Origin of the sequence: Terasakiella sediminum (genome assembly GCF_033100395.1) — a bacterium.
Lineage (GTDB): Bacteria > Pseudomonadota > Alphaproteobacteria > Rhodospirillales > Terasakiellaceae > Terasakiella.
The window spans coordinates 1-14,436 of the sequence record NZ_JAWLVJ010000041.1 but is presented as its reverse complement, the minus strand read 5'-3'; the positions used below and the strand labels follow the sequence as shown (position 1 = coordinate 14,436).

Here is a 14,436-nt window from a genome sequence, read left to right as displayed (position 1 = left end):
TTTGATGTTTAAGGAGTTGCACCTTCATCAAAACGGGTAACCCGCCCTTTTTCAAGGTCGGCTGTCAGATCGGATCGGAACTATTCCATCTAAACTTTACCTAGTGTTACAAGGGGGAGGATATCCTCCTTGTGCATTCTCTCAAAGGTCATTGAAATGACACGGTTTTACATGTTGTTGAAGATACTGTTTGTTACAACGGTCGTTCTTAACGGGCTACTTCTTACGGCGTTTTTCTCTCCGCTTTTTAATCTGGAATACACATTGGTTATCTTGCTATTCATATTTTGGCACCTGATTGGAGCGGTATCTATTTTAACTTCGATTTTTTATAGTTTGACGAATCTGTTTTTGAAGAAATGGAAGCAATTTTTGTTAGGCACTGTCAGCGGTTTTCTTATCATCTTTTTCTGGTATATGACCGTGCACATTGTTCCGTTTCCGACGGTCTGAGCGAGATGACTGTTTATGATGAATAATATGCCAAAATCATTCAAAGTAAGTCTGATCTTGTGTTCAATATCTTTGGTTTGTGCATTAGTTGCAGCCGTAGAGTTCAGTTTTGGTGAATTTGAATTCTGGAAAAATGATATTCCCTATCGGTATTCAGGCTTGTCTGTTTTTTTCTCAGTGACATTGGCGGCAGTTGCGAATACCTGGAGTCTTGTTCGCTGTCTATGGATTGGTGAATCCTTGTATGCGATTAAAAACGTTCTGCTTTATTTTTTTCCACTGGGTTTTCTATTTTTCCTGATGATTTTGGTGGGCAGTGGTGTCTAATCACAATATGACCAAACTTGATATCCCCCAACTTACCGCGTTGATTTTGCTGGTTGTCGTCTCTTATTTAGGGGCGATGAAGTTCTTTTTGGATGGGTCGCAGGTTTATCTTGCGGACTATCTTCTACGTGCGTTTCTCATTGGTTTCTTTGTGCTGACGTTTGGGATGAACGGTCTGTTTAAAGGTCAGAGCCGTTTGAAAGATGTTTTCTGGGCAAGCGGGATCATCATTGTCCTGCTTGTGCTTGAAAAAATCGTAACACAGACAGAAGCCGCAGAGAATTTTGACAGTCTGCTGTTCGACCCGGTTGGTTTTCCGAAAATTGAAAATGATCTGTTGCTGAAATTTGACCTGACCTTGGGTTTGATCCTGGTCAGCTTGTCAGAGGAAAGTATCTTCCGTGTCGCGTTCGTCAAAATTGCCGAAGTTAAGAACTGGCCTGTCACAAAGCTTTATGTGCTTTCCACCTTGTTGTTTGCCTTTATGCATTTCCCTCAAGGGCTGGTGGGAACTGTGACAGCGGCAGTCTTTGGTCTGGTTCTGATGTATTTTTATCGCCGGACCCAATCGTTTTTATTCGTGGTGGTGGCCCATACATTGGTGAATGTCTGGTTTTTTGCCCCGTCTTATTTTTAAGCAAAAATATTAATTAAATTATTGAAGGTGAACCGTCTCACAGGCTGTGAGGCGGTTTTTTGTTGTCCGATGTTTGAAGGAGAAAAAGAAAAATGAAGAACCGCGTGGCCTTCCCGGAATTCGTCATGTTGTGGGATCTGCTTCAGGGATTGTCCATGCCCCCGCATCATTTGAAAATATGTCGCTGGCTGGATGATGCCTGGACGACCAACAGGCGTGAACTCTTGCTTATGGCGTTTCGAAATAGCGGAAAAAGTACTTTGGTCGGTCTATTCTGTGCCTGGTTGCTGTATCAGGATGCGGATCGTCGTATCATGGTGATGGCGGCTGACTTTGCCTTGGCAAAAAAGATGGTGCGTAACGTAAAACGCATTATAGAGCGTCACCCTTTGACCAAACGTTTGAAGCCAAAGCGCAAGGAACAATGGGCGTCTGATCAGTTTACCGTCAATCGGCCCAGTGAATTGCGTGATCCCTCCATGTTGGCAAAAGGTATTGGTGCCAATATTACCGGATCGCGGGCAGATGTGGTGATCTGTGATGACGTTGAAGTTCCCAACACTTGCGACAGTGCGCCCAAGCGATTGGACCTGCGCGCGCGTTTGCAGGAAATTGACTATGTTCTGGTGCCCGGTGGTCTGCAGCTTTATGTCGGCACGCCGCATACATTTTATACGATCTACGGGGATGAGGTTCAGGATAATGAAGAACCGTTTTTGTTGGGCTTTGATCGATTTAAACTGCCTTTGTTGGACCAGAATGGTCATAGCCAATGGCCGGATCGTTTTCCCGACGGTAACATCGAAGCCATTCGACGTCGTACCGGGAAGAACAAGTTTGAAAGTCAGATGATGTTGCGCCCGGTCAATATTTCGGAAAGCCGGTTGGATCCAGACCTGATGACCCTTTATGAAGCCGATCTGGATTATAGCGAACATAACCAGATGGCGTCCTTGTCCCTTGAAGGGAAGAAACTTGTTTCGTCCAGTTGCTGGTGGGATCCCTCTTTTGGCTCTCCCAATAAGGGGGACGCCAGTGTCATCGCGGCTGTTTATACCGATGAAGATGGGGGATATTGGCTCCATGGTCTGCGTTATATGACCCATGACCCAAATCAGCTGAGCCAGGCCGATGAAGCCACCCAATTGTGTCGGCAGGTGGTGGCTTTCGTGAAGGAATATTATCTGCCTTCGGTCTGTCTGGAAACCAATGGGGTCGGCAAGTTCCTGCCCGGATTGTTGCGTCGTGAGTTTGAAAAGGCAAATGTCACGTGTGCTGTGATTGAAAAACATTCGCGCAGCAACAAGGCAGAACGCATTCTTGCAGCTTTTGATGTGGTGCTGGCGTTCCGTGCGTTGAAAGTGCATCGAACCGTTTGGAAAACATCGTTTCCGACTGAAATGCGGGAGTGGGTGCCCAATATTTCAGCGCGTGATGATGCGCTGGATGCGGTCGCGGGTTGTCTGGCAGCAGAACCTGTTCGTCTGCCGCGCACGCCGTTGAGTGATCTGGATGGCAAGCAGATGAAACATTGGGGCGGTGGCTCTGGCAATCATATGGCGAAAACTGATTTTGAATTATAAATCAAGGGTTTCACATTTAAGTGATGTAGCGTGACTTGTAATTGGTATGACCAATCGCCATATTAGTTTTAACATATTCATGAAACCAGGAGGATATTATGAAACGCATCATCAAAATGCTTTCCATCAGCGCCGTGCTGGTATCCTTCGCTTTTCCCGCTGTTGCGCAAAACCTGTGTGGTGAACGGGTGGACATCATTGATACGTTGAAAAAACGCTATCACGAGGTGCCCATCTCAATGGGACTGGCGGGGAATGGTGGCGTGGTTGAAATATTTGCTTCAAACAAGGGAAGCTGGACAATCCTTGTAACCCGCCCAACAGGTGTGGCCTGTGTGGTCAGTGCCGGGGAAGCCTGGGAAAGTTTGAAAGGCCCCGGTGATCTGGATCAAGGTGTCTGACGCTTAAACATTAACGCATAAAATGGATTGAACGCTCTGCAATTCGCAGGGCGTTTTTTTATGGATAAAAGGAGAATTCTTATGAAAGGAAGCTGGACCATCGACCTGATCTGGTGGATCACAGCCGTCGAACTTCCCGCTATGGCCAGTCTGTTTTGGATGATTTGGCGTAATCGTCAGGACTTCGATAACGAGATATCGGACCTGCGCGAACATACGGAAATTTCATTCAGCAATGCCCGCGAAAACTTATCGGCTTACAAATTGGAAGTCGCGAAAAACTATGCCTCGATCGCTTACATGAAAGATGTTGAACGCCGCCTCACCGGCCATCTGGTGCGTATCGAAAATAAACTGGACCAAACCCCACGTGAAAGGAACTGACATGACACAATCTCGTTATACAAAATCTCCCGAAGATGCCATCGATACGTTGGCACGCACCCTCTATGGCGAAGCACGTGGGGAAAAGGTCCGTGGCTTGGAAGCCGTGGCCGCTGTGATCATCAACCGGGTTGAAAAAGCAATTCAGCGCGGTGGTTACTGGTGGGGGGCTGATGTGGAAAATGTCTGTCTGCGTCCCTGGCAGTTTTCCTGCTGGAACGTGAATGACCCCAACCGCGAAAAAATCCTTACCATCGATGGGAAAAACAAAATCTTTGCGACATGTTGCCGCATTGCACGCCGCGCTGTCTTCGGTGCCCTGAAAGACCCGACCAAAGGTGCCACCCACTATCACCGTACTGGCCTGCTGCCCGCATGGGCCCGAAACCAGATCCCCTGTGCAGAAGTGGGGCATCATGTTTTCTATAAAGACATTCCGTAAAGTACGTTAGAATGAGAGGAGTTTCCCCTATGGCCAAAACGTCATTTTGGGACAATTTTTCGTCCGGTGTTTCCAATTTCTTTAATGTGGGAAGCACGATCAGTTCCGACAGTAATATGTTTGGTGACGATGTCATCAAAACCAAATCCGCCCTCAATGCGGTTGGGAAGTATGATGTGCCTGATTTTGGCATTACCGACATTCCTGATATGAATATGATTGACGGGTTGAAGAGCTTTCAATCTGATAATGGTTTGAAGGTTGACGGGGTGATGAAACCCGATGGTCCAACGCAGAATGCTTTGAGCCAGGCTTTGGAAAATCAGAGTATTTCCACAACGGATTTATTAGAGAGCGCAAAATCAGTTCCCTTTCATCCGAATGCGACGAAACCATCTAAGGATGCTCCCCAAGCATTTTGGTCAGCATCAAATCCGGTAGCGCAAGCCAAAAAGCCAAAAAGCCAAAGTCAGTTCCGGCGACAAAAATTGATCCTATGACGGGATTGGCGGACCCTCTGGCAAATGCCCCGAAAGCCAAGATGCCGACAAAAAAGCAGTGGGAAGAGGTTGAAAAACTGCAAAAAGCCAAAACCCAAAAGGCGATTATCCCAGAAGGTGAGAGCGTGGAGGCACGCATTGGCTCCCTCATGGCGCATCCGCTTTATGCAAAACAACAGGACCCGGCCATGATCAAACATGTGCAGGAAGAATGGAAACGCGCCCTTCCCGGTGACGTGCAACATGACGAAACCGGTAAAATGATACAGCCCAAATCGGTTATCCGCCCTCAGGATGTACGCCCATTTGACCCGGATGGTGAACTGCAGGCACAAACCACCAGTTCGAATGAGGAATATAGTGGCGAGGATCGCTTTTCCTACACGGTTTCTGATGGTGAAGAAAAAACAGCTCTGGCCCTTTCATATAAGAATCAGCAAAAGGAACAAATAGCGAGTGATCTGGTCTCTCAAATGGAAAATGGACAATTTAAAATCCCTGAAAATCCAAACAGTGAATGGGTGAAATTTGGTGTGAAAGGTCCGGCGATGAAACGTGATACGCTGGATTTGATGAACCGAACCCTGCAAGCAAAATCTTCAGACTTTGCCAACCTGCGCGCAGAGATCAATCAACGGGTTGATCAGGGAAGCCTGAGTAAAAAACAAGGCGGTGCCTTGATGAATGTTCTGGGGGAGAAAGAGGAATATGGGAATTTCCTTGATCCCAAAGGGGCCGCTGAGAACAATCGCGAATTTGCCGAACGTCTGTTGGTGGACATGGATGAAGGGGCTGCACGCAAGTTCAACAATGCCATTGAAATTGGCGAAAACCTGTCACCATTTGGTCTTGCGAAAGGGAAAGTCAGGGGTGAACAAATTAGTGCTGAGATTCAGAGTAAACTCAAACCCAAGAAAATCATGGTCTATATGTCTGGGACAGGAAGGGTAAAACACTCTGAACCGAGTGCAGGCGGTATAGATATGAAGGCATTGGGTATCGGGCGAAACGTGAAAGGTCGACTGCCTGCTTGGGATGAACCGAATGCAAAATGGGCAAATAAAGATAATAGTCTGGAGGGAATGGATTTACCTAATCCCCATTATGATAGGCCTAGCCATCTAGAAGGGGACACACAACCACTGAGAGCCGCACGGGGTGTCTGGAATAAAAAACAGACGGAATTTCAATTCCGTGAAGCTCATCGGATGCTAGAGCCAGGGGGGATTTTGACTGTCGTTGGTAATGCCAGTAACCCCTTTGTAAATAAACTCTCAAGAAAGGAACTGCAGGCAATGGGTTTCGAAGTTTTAGAGTTCAAATCTAAGAAAATTCCTTCTAGGTTCGATCTATATGACATGTATCAATCTGATGGAAAGACACGTATTGAAAATCCTTATGTTCACATCTTGAGAAAGGTAAAATAATGCGAACCAGATGGCCTTTAACGACAGATGACTTGTATGGCGGCGGGGTTGATGTTGCAACCATCGTGGATAAACCGATTATTGACGGGAATACAGTACGTCTTCCCGTTATCCACAACTTACTTTTTGAATGTAATGGATATCCACCATATCTTGATGAATACAGCAAAAAATTTCCAAAATGGAAGGCTTTATTTGATGTCAATATTGTTTTTGAAGGTGTAACTGAGTTCATACTTGCCTATCAATTTCATTATGACGGGTCATATCTTTATTTACCGTTGCTTTCTTTAGATCGGCATAAAATTATTGAAATAACAGATTTTCCGGAAATTGAGGGTGAAACAAATAGATTTGAAATTGAGACACTCGCACCAACCAAAAACTGGGACTTTGTCACCTGTGTTGCTTATGCCAAATCTATGGAACTGGAAATTCCTGATGGGGATGTTCTGGCTCATATGACGGATAAACTGGACTACGGCAAATACCACCAGCGCCCGACTCGTTGGGACCGTTTAAAAGCTCGTTTCATTGAGCCACCGCTGCCTTAAGGACGAGATAAATGGTCAGACGCGATGGCCGGTGACGGAAGAAAGTCTTTGGAAAGATGGTTATGATTGCGAAGACCCTTTAATAGCTGTGGTGGGGGAGCCCGTAATTGACGGGAACACGGTTCGCGTTGCCTAGCACAAATTGACCGTTACGGTCTTGAGGAAGAGAAAATGAAAAAGGATCGTGCAGAAGCTCTTACAGGGAACCTGATATATGATAATGAGAGCGCTCTGCCTGTCGTAGGAAAACCTGTCCTGAGTGGGAGTACGTTACGTATTCCCATTCTATACAATGGCACTTTTGATTATGATCAATTTGTTCCTTATCCATGGCCAGATCAAAAAGGAGATCTGCATGGATTTAATTTTATTTTTGAAGATGTGCATTATTACCAAATGCGACTGTCACTTTATCTCTGGTATTCTCGTAAACAAGGAATGCAATATCGTGAAAAAGTTGTCACATGTCCAGATATAAACTTCGAAGGTTTCGGGCCTCTGCCGAAACGAAATTTCTTTGAAGTCGGTGGTTTAACGCCACAGAAAAATTGGGAGTGTGTTGATTTTGTCATTGCAGCGAGGTCGATGGAAATTGAGGCACCCAAAGGTAATTTTTATCAACATATGGGGCCACCTGTTCCCACTGACGATGTAACGGAACGTCCAACAAAATGGGATCGTTTTAAAGCTGTATTTGTCGAACCTCCTTTGCCATGGGATGACGGCCAAACTTCTGCAAGCAGAGTTTTGAATGCCTGGGGAGGGATTGCCGCTTCATTGATAAAAAACAAATAGTGCTAGTATATTGACCTTGATCCGATTTGGACCACCAGAGTGAGCGCAGTAAGATGTGTTCTTCGAAAAAAGTCCTTTGACGATTGGGAAAGCCAACAAGTATGTCCGTGAATTAACAGACGTTAAGACGGAGCTGTCTTTTCTTGTGCTATGGATATTCAAATGATGAATTGAATCCACAGGAATTGAGAGCATGAGCAAGATTTTAAAAGTTGGTGTCTATGGAAGTTGGTTGGCGGTTCTCTCAAACTTTCCCTACATGTTCTATTATGATAGTGAAGGGATGGGCCGGGAGGATATGATCACCTATATCTGGGTATATAGTGCGTCATTTTCCTTAAGCTTCCTTGCCTTTGTGGCCGGGTTTGTTTTTGCTCTCCTTTCCTTTTATCGCAAACAATGGCGTGACGGAAAAATTCTGCTGGGGATGATGCTTCTGGTTCTTGTAGCCTATTTTGTCGGAAACTATTTTGCTCCGCCCCCCAGTGTCTGACCTTATCTAACACAACTTTTAAATCAAATTTTCAATGCACCTCCTGCCCCTTGGCAGTGGGGTGTTTTTTTATGTCAGGAGGAAACTTATGAAGATGAAATCAATTGCTGCACTTTTGGGGGTCGGGGTGCTGGTTGGCGCCTGTTTTCTGGAAGGGGTAACAGCGGGGGCTGTCCTTGGGTTCATTGCCAATAATGCAACCCGTGTGGGCGAAACGGCCGAGGTGGTGAAATCCGCCATTGAACGCTATAAGGAAAGTGAAACGCGTATGGATAAAATCCGGGTGCTGGCTGACGTGTCGTGTTATTTGCGCGAGAATAACCCGGATCAGATGGATTACCTGCGTGGCAAACTGAAAGAGGCTGGAGTCTCCGATCAGATTGCTGATGCTGCGCGCAGATTGGCAGATAAAAAATGTGGATTGGCGGTGAAAGTTGAGGAAAAAGCCTCTTAAGGCCAAATTCTTTCTTTTCCATGTTGCTTGAACGATACAGATTTTGTAATGTGCGCGCACTTTTTTGAGATGCAGATGATGTATCGTTCTTGCAGCCACATTGTGTTACAGTGTTGATGCGCGAGAACAACTGACCTTTTAAGGATTGAGTATGAGTGTAGATTGGACGCCTGAACGTATTGAGACGCTGACGCAACTCTGGAACGAAGGCATTGCCACAAGTGAAATCGGGCGTCGTCTTGATGTGACTAAAAATGCCGTTGTCGGTAAAGTTCACCGTCTTGGTCTGCCCAAGCGCCAATCCCCAATCCAACGCAAACCTGCGAAAAAGAAAAAAGCGCCAGAGCCAGAAGTCATTACAATGGACAAGCTGCGCCCGGGCATGTGTGCCTGGCCAATCGGTGATCCAGGCTCCCCTGGCTTTCACTTCTGCGGTGAAAAGGCGACAGAAGGCAAACCTTATTGCGAAATGCATTGTGAACAGGCTTATGTGCGCAATGTGAAAGACGACAAGAAGAAAGTCGCGCAAGCCCAAAAAGTTTAATCTTTCGACCGGAATTTAAAAGAAGGCGCCTCCTATGGTGGGGCGCTTTTTTTATGCCCGACGTTTCAGGCTGGCAAAGGAATGAAGGGCCAGTGTGGTGACCACAACGGCTCCGCCGATCAGTGCGTTTTGGGACGGGATTTCCTGCAAAATAAACCAGACCCAGACGGGACCCAGAATGGTTTCCAGCAGCATTAACAGACTGACTTCGGGCGATGGAATGCGTTTTGCCCCCGCCCCGATCAGGACAAAGGCGATGGCATTTAAGCCGCCCATGACCATCAACGTTACACTGGCTTGTGCATTAACCGCCAGATGGGGCGCGAAATAAAGCGCAGGCACTGTGATGAGCAATCCCCCCCAAGCAAAGACGGATGGCACATTCATCGCTTTTTCACTGCGGATCAGGGTCATGTTGGCTGCGGTTACAAAGGCGCAAGCCAAGGCAAAGAGCTTACCCAGCATATCATCGCCGGAGACATCATCAATAAAGACAATCACGATCCCGCAGATGGCAAAGAACATGGCAATCCAGGTGCGAAGGGCAATGCGTTCACGCAGGAAAATCATACTGAAGAGTGCGGCGAACAACGACATGGTGGATAAAATCACCAGTGTGTTGGCCACCGTCGTATGTTTGATGGACATGACAAAGGTCATGGTGCCAAGGGAAGCCATGATGGCAGCACACCATTCTTTGACACTGTTGGGCGGAAAGCGTTTCAGGATATCTTTTTTGAATTTGAAAGCCTGCGCAATGAACAGTCCGATCGCGATGAAAACCCCGCGCCAAAAGACAATGGTCCATTCTTCCGTACCAACCAGACGTACCAATAGCCCATCCGGCGTCAGGGCCAATGCCCCAAGGGTCGCAAAGATCAGGCCTTGAATATGGTCGGGTTTATTTTTCATGGAATGGATATCTGTTCATTTGGTCAGGAAAAGGGACAGTACTGGAAACGATCTGAATTGCAAGAAAAAGCCATACTTGACAACTGCGCAATATAATTACATGCTTATGCGCATGACACAGATGGCACATATAAAACGACTTATGGTCTCTCGAATTATCAACCCGGTTCTCTGATAGAGCCGGGACGAAGCTATTCGTAGATTATTAAAGTTTTATATGGAGCGTGCGCGAGATGTCTTCTGCTGCACCGATGATGCGAAACATGGTCGCATCCAAAGTTCAAACCATGTGTTTTTCCGTTTTTGCTCATGCCGAGCCTGCGATCTTGCCGAAACTTTGCCAGCCCGTTGCCAAGCGTGGGCTGATGATCAGCCGTCTGCATGCTGTGGTGGATGATGAGACGCAGGAACTGCAGATGGATTTTCAGGTCAAAGGGATTGATCAAAAACTTGCTCAACAAATGGCGCAGGCTATGCGACAGTTCCCCGATGTCACTTGTGTGCTTGTTTCTGAAAAAGGATAAAATTTTCGATGGCTTTTCTGGATCATATTAAACAGTGCAATGCCCATGACCTGTCACGGTTTGTTCCTTTCCTGACGATGGCTGGTGAGCAGATTGGCTGGGTGCGCCGTGACCGTGTTGATCTGTTGAAAGCCTATCCGGATGTTTTTCATCTGGAAAATGGGGCGGTGCAGCTGCTGTCCCAGGATGGAATGGCGGCTGTCTGCGCAGATCTTTATCAAAAAGGCATAATCAAACATTGGCGTGATGAGCTTTATGCGGTGAACCAGTCTTTCGGCACAGCTGCTGTGTTTGAGATCGAACGCTGTGCGGTTTCCTTTTTCGGTATCCGGGCTTATGGGGTGCATATCAATGGATTTGTCAGAACGGATGAGGGTATCAAGGTCTGGGTGGGAAAACGATCCATGGACCGCGCCATTTGCCCCGGCATGTATGACAATATCGTCGCTGGCGGTCAGCCAGCAGGCCTGAGCCTGATGGATAATATCATCAAGGAATGCGCCGAAGAAGCCAACATCCCGGCAGAGCTTGCAAAGAAAGCAACGCCGGTAGGCGCGATCAGTTACATCATGGAAACCGAAGGCGGGATCAAGCCGGATGTGATGTTCTGCTATGACCTGGAACTGCCAGAAAATTTCACGCCCGTAAATACGGATGGAGAGACTGAAGAATTTTACCTCTGGTCTCTTGAGGAACTGGCCGACCATGTGCACGGTGGCGGCAATTTCAAATTCAACTGCAACCTCGTCATCATCGACTTCCTCATCCGTCATGGCTACATCAATCCGGACGAGGAAGTTGACTATGAACAATTGGTTCGTGGTTTGCGAAGTTAGACGAAGAAATTAACGATTTAAAGTGGATGCGCCCTTCTTTTTGAAGGGCGTTTTTTTGTGCCTTAAGCAAAGGAAAAAAGATGTTTGATTTTTTGAATAATATGGGCGGACGTGCAGGTGATTTGTTTAAGGTTGAAGGGCCTTATACACCTGAAACGCCGATGTCTTCCCCCGATGCTATCAAGACGGGTTCTGCCCTGTCGGATTTGGGATATTTTGGTCAGAATGGCGAGAGTGAGTTCTCCTTACCCAACAGTGTGAAAGCCTTTCAGGACGCACAAGGTTTGAAAGTGGATGGCGTCATCAATATGGGCGGCCCAACCGAGCAAGCAATTTCATCGGCGTTGGCAGAACAAAAGGCCGAACCTCTGGCGTCAAATGTAAAGGTGACCCAGACAGCGGATAAGTCTTATCAGGCGTCAGCTTCCTTTCAGGCTAAGCCGGATACAAATATCCCCCAGAAGTCAAAAGCTGAGATGGATAAACTGTGGGAACAGGTGGAGGACCTGAAGAAGCCCAAAACAACGCAGCAGGCACTACAAGGCTTGCTGGACAACAAACTTTACCAAAAGAAAGACCCCGCTTATTTAAAACATGTGAAAAATGAATTTAAGCGTGCCTATCCGGGAGACGTGGCCTACGATGAAACTGGAAAGATGATCCCGCCCAAGGCTGTGCTGAGGCCAGATCAGATTAAGCCCTTTGGCATGAAATCTGATGCAGGGGATAGCAAAGAAAATCTATCGGCCCAAACACCTGATAACAAGATGGCACGACCGAAAAACTATTCAAAAGAAACGGCAGCTTTAATCCGACAAAAGCGTCACGCAGGGTTGGAAGAAGATGCCTTTGAAGACATGCTTCACATGTTGATGAACGATCCGGAAGGCTTTGCAAAACTGCCGGAGGAAGACAAAGCGGCCTATCGTGCCTATCAGATGAAAAAACGTAAATTTGCACATCCAAACCGCAAACCACACGAAGAAGCGCAGGTGACACGCAACGCGATCAAGGCTTCGCGGGAAGCGGGCGCGGGGTCCTATATTGTCTCAGAAGCAAAGCAGGCGTTCTTTAATACAACAGCGGATGCAGCTCATGGGGCGCTTGTGCTTTCCGGTGGGGATGCAGAACAGTTGGAAGGGGTGGAGAAAACACGTCAACGCAAGATGCGGGAAAATCATGTTCCTTCAATTTACAAAGGCAAAACCGCTGGGAAATATGTTGAAGACCTGGTCAATATCAATCCCATCCAGGGTGCTTTGAGCAATGCCGGGAAAATATCCAAAGACCTGGAAAAGATGGGCGTGTCACGTGACGGTCAGCAAATTGGTGCGGTCATCATGGGACTAACCAGTCTTGCCGGAACCAATGGGGTGAAACTTGGCGCAGGCGAGATTAAGGATTTGATTGCCAATCGGTTTGGTAAAAACTGGTCCAAACGATTATTGCCCAAAGATGTGGAAGTCTTGAACGATCAATTGATCGGTCAGGGAATTCAGGTCGGTACAAAAAATACAGTAGAAGGTATTCTACAGGAGAAACATGACCGCGAGTATTAACCATCACAACTTTGCCAGCCTTGTTTCAAAATTGAAATTTTGGTTATGACGCAGGCGATTTCTGTAATGCTGACAGGAGGAATGTTTTGATCTAGGTTTGATAACCAAAGAATGGTTCGGGCTGTTGCGCTGTTTTGCGCAGCAGCTTGTTCACCCCAATATCGGGCTTTTTCCTTGTTTGTATCTAGGTACCATTTCAAAAGGTAAATTTGGGCATACACGTATGATTGCTCAGCGGCTTTTGTCATCCATTCAAGGTGCAGTTTAGTGCTACGCTTTCTGCCCCCGGAGGTGTCGAAACAGAAAGAGAAATTGTTTTGTGCTGGTGCATAGTTTTTATGTGCTGCTTTTTCGTACAGATCGCATGCTATTTTACGGCTTTTCTCTACAATGATGCCATCAGCATGCCAGTTCCCCAGAGCATTCATCGCGACAGGGTCACCTTTGTCGACGAGGGGGAGGATGATTTCTCTGGCTTTGGCGTAATCGCCAGTTTCATAGGCTTGATACCCATCAACAGCCGTCTGGGCATGGGCAAATATCGGCAGCAGTAAACATATTAAAACCAGTAGAGGCTTCATAATCTTTCATCCTCGCTCTTTTACAGAGCGTAGTATGACAGGGTTAGAGCTTTTTTTGCAAGCGATCCACTTAGAGGTAGGTTTTGATCAGTTCATGCGGGTCCATACCGCTTTCTCTGAGCGATCTCAACGTCAGGGATTTATCGCGTTTGGCAAAGCGTTTCCCGTCTTTATCGACCAGCAGGCCGTGGTGGTGATAGTCCGGTGTGTTGAGGTTCAGGAGGGCTTGTAAAAGCCTGTGAATATGGCTCGCTTCGAACAGGTCTTGGCCGCGGGTTACAAGGGTGATGTCTTGCAGATGATCATCCAGTGTGACGGATAAGTGATAGCTGGTCGGCGTGTCTTTGCGCGCCAGAACCACATCGCCGAAGATTTCAGGCCTGCAGGGTTGTTCTCCTTTTTCCAAATCGAGCCAGTTCAAGGGGCCTGCGAAATTGATGGCTTTTTCCACATTAAGGCGCAGTGCAAAGGATTTGCCTTGGGCGGTCAGGTCGTCTTGCTGGTCTTTGGTCAGGTTGCGACAGGTTCCAGGGTAAATCACCCCATCGGGGCCGTGCGGGGCGCCACCTGCGCGTTCTATCTCGGCCTGAATGTCCTTGCGGGTGCAGAAACAGGGATAGAGCACACCTTTGTCTGTCAGTTGATCAAGGGCGTCTTTATAGTCCTTCAGATGTTGCGATTGGATACGCACGGGTTCTTCCCAGCTCAATCCCAGCCAGGCGAGGTCTTCATAGATGGCTTCGACATATTCCGGACGGCATCTCCCTTGATCGATGTCTTCGATCCGCAGCAGAAAACGTTCCCCTTTTTCTTGTGCAAAAAGGGCGCTATAGGCGTGGCCGAGATGGAGATATCCGGTCGGGCTGGGGGCGAAGCGGGTGACATGTTTTGACATGTAAATATTTATAAAGCCTGTAACTTCTTTGTCATAGGGATTTGTTAGGTCCTGTTGACAAAGTGGATTTACAAATTGCGTAGAATGTGATTCAAGACTTCTTTTTATGAGGAGAAGTCTATGCGTAATTTGATG

At 47.0% G+C, this 14,436-nt stretch carries 19 protein-coding genes; 16 read left to right on the top strand and 3 right to left on the bottom strand.

Annotated elements, in window-relative coordinates:
- Positions 1 to 468: 468 nt before the first annotated feature.
- From RYZ26_RS19205 to RYZ26_RS19145, 13 genes are all read left to right on the top strand, one after another.
- The gene (locus RYZ26_RS19205) at positions 469 to 780 is read left to right on the top strand and encodes a hypothetical protein (RefSeq protein WP_317684875.1); all 312 of its coding nucleotides are present in this window, start codon (positions 469 to 471) and stop codon (positions 778 to 780) included.
- Positions 773 to 1,417, top strand: a complete 645-nt coding sequence (locus RYZ26_RS19200; protein ID WP_317684874.1) for a CPBP family intramembrane glutamic endopeptidase — start codon at positions 773 to 775, stop codon at positions 1,415 to 1,417. Before RYZ26_RS19205 ends, RYZ26_RS19200 begins: the two co-directional genes overlap by 8 nt.
- A gap of 92 nt (positions 1,418 to 1,509) precedes the next feature.
- Complete coding sequence (gene terL / locus RYZ26_RS19195) at positions 1,510 to 3,000, top strand: phage terminase large subunit (RefSeq protein ID WP_317684873.1); 1,491 nt, start codon at positions 1,510 to 1,512, stop codon at positions 2,998 to 3,000.
- A gap of 98 nt (positions 3,001 to 3,098) precedes the next feature.
- Positions 3,099 to 3,401, top strand: coding sequence for a hypothetical protein (locus RYZ26_RS19190; protein ID WP_317684872.1), 303 nt, complete (start codon positions 3,099 to 3,101; stop codon positions 3,399 to 3,401).
- A gap of 81 nt (positions 3,402 to 3,482) precedes the next feature.
- Positions 3,483 to 3,785: a hypothetical protein gene (locus RYZ26_RS19185; protein ID WP_317684871.1), complete on the top strand. Its 303-nt coding sequence runs from the start codon at positions 3,483 to 3,485 to the stop codon at positions 3,783 to 3,785.
- Position 3,786: 1 nt separating this feature from the next.
- Complete coding sequence (locus RYZ26_RS19180; RefSeq protein ID WP_317684870.1) at positions 3,787 to 4,227, top strand: cell wall hydrolase; 441 nt, start codon at positions 3,787 to 3,789, stop codon at positions 4,225 to 4,227.
- A 29-nt stretch (positions 4,228 to 4,256) separates the two neighbouring features.
- Positions 4,257 to 4,727: a peptidoglycan-binding domain-containing protein gene (locus RYZ26_RS19175; protein ID WP_317684869.1), complete on the top strand. Its 471-nt coding sequence runs from the start codon at positions 4,257 to 4,259 to the stop codon at positions 4,725 to 4,727.
- Positions 4,728 to 4,852: 125 nt separating this feature from the next.
- Positions 4,853 to 6,154 (top strand): hypothetical protein, encoded by a 1,302-nt coding sequence (locus RYZ26_RS19170; protein WP_317684868.1) that lies wholly within the window; start codon positions 4,853 to 4,855, stop codon positions 6,152 to 6,154.
- The gene (locus RYZ26_RS19165) at positions 6,154 to 6,708 is read left to right on the top strand and encodes a hypothetical protein (protein WP_317684867.1); all 555 of its coding nucleotides are present in this window, start codon (positions 6,154 to 6,156) and stop codon (positions 6,706 to 6,708) included. The genes RYZ26_RS19170 and RYZ26_RS19165 overlap by 1 nt, the downstream gene beginning before the upstream one ends.
- A gap of 171 nt (positions 6,709 to 6,879) precedes the next feature.
- Positions 6,880 to 7,503 (top strand): hypothetical protein, encoded by a 624-nt coding sequence (locus RYZ26_RS19160; RefSeq protein ID WP_317684866.1) that lies wholly within the window; start codon positions 6,880 to 6,882, stop codon positions 7,501 to 7,503.
- Positions 7,504 to 7,696: 193 nt separating this feature from the next.
- Positions 7,697 to 7,996, top strand: a complete 300-nt coding sequence (locus tag RYZ26_RS19155; RefSeq protein ID WP_317684865.1) for a hypothetical protein — start codon at positions 7,697 to 7,699, stop codon at positions 7,994 to 7,996.
- Between the two features lie 88 nt (positions 7,997 to 8,084).
- Positions 8,085 to 8,450 carry a hypothetical protein gene (locus RYZ26_RS19150; RefSeq protein ID WP_317684864.1) on the top strand — a complete coding sequence of 122 codons (366 nt, stop codon included), beginning with the start codon at positions 8,085 to 8,087 and terminating at the stop codon, positions 8,448 to 8,450.
- 151 nt (positions 8,451 to 8,601) lie between these two features.
- Positions 8,602 to 8,994, top strand: coding sequence for a GcrA family cell cycle regulator (locus RYZ26_RS19145; protein WP_317684863.1), 393 nt, complete (start codon positions 8,602 to 8,604; stop codon positions 8,992 to 8,994).
- 51 nt (positions 8,995 to 9,045) lie between these two features.
- Here RYZ26_RS19145 and RYZ26_RS19140 read toward each other — a convergent pair whose 3' ends face one another.
- Positions 9,046 to 9,906, bottom strand: coding sequence for a DMT family transporter (locus RYZ26_RS19140; protein ID WP_317684862.1), 861 nt, complete (start codon positions 9,904 to 9,906; stop codon positions 9,046 to 9,048).
- A gap of 233 nt (positions 9,907 to 10,139) precedes the next feature.
- Here RYZ26_RS19140 and RYZ26_RS19135 point away from each other — a divergent pair, with 233 nt between their 5' ends.
- From RYZ26_RS19135 to RYZ26_RS19125, 3 genes are all read left to right on the top strand, one after another.
- Complete coding sequence (locus tag RYZ26_RS19135) at positions 10,140 to 10,430, top strand: hypothetical protein (RefSeq protein WP_317684861.1); 291 nt, start codon at positions 10,140 to 10,142, stop codon at positions 10,428 to 10,430.
- Positions 10,431 to 10,438: 8 nt separating this feature from the next.
- Positions 10,439 to 11,266, top strand: coding sequence for an NUDIX hydrolase (locus tag RYZ26_RS19130; RefSeq protein ID WP_317684860.1), 828 nt, complete (start codon positions 10,439 to 10,441; stop codon positions 11,264 to 11,266).
- Between the two features lie 80 nt (positions 11,267 to 11,346).
- Positions 11,347 to 12,825 carry a hypothetical protein gene (locus RYZ26_RS19125; RefSeq protein WP_317684859.1) on the top strand — a complete coding sequence of 493 codons (1,479 nt, stop codon included), beginning with the start codon at positions 11,347 to 11,349 and terminating at the stop codon, positions 12,823 to 12,825.
- Here the strand turns inward: RYZ26_RS19125 and RYZ26_RS19120 are convergent.
- Together RYZ26_RS19120 and gluQRS are read right to left on the bottom strand one after the other, a co-directional pair.
- Positions 12,822 to 13,406: a tetratricopeptide repeat protein gene (locus RYZ26_RS19120; RefSeq protein ID WP_317684858.1), complete on the bottom strand. Its 585-nt coding sequence runs from the start codon at positions 13,404 to 13,406 to the stop codon at positions 12,822 to 12,824. The two genes, RYZ26_RS19125 and RYZ26_RS19120, sit on opposite strands and share 4 nt — an antisense overlap.
- Before the next feature lie 70 nt (positions 13,407 to 13,476).
- Positions 13,477 to 14,301 carry a tRNA glutamyl-Q(34) synthetase GluQRS gene (gluQRS, locus tag RYZ26_RS19115; protein ID WP_317684857.1) on the bottom strand — a complete coding sequence of 275 codons (825 nt, stop codon included), beginning with the start codon at positions 14,299 to 14,301 and terminating at the stop codon, positions 13,477 to 13,479.
- Positions 14,302 to 14,436 lie beyond the last annotated feature (135 nt).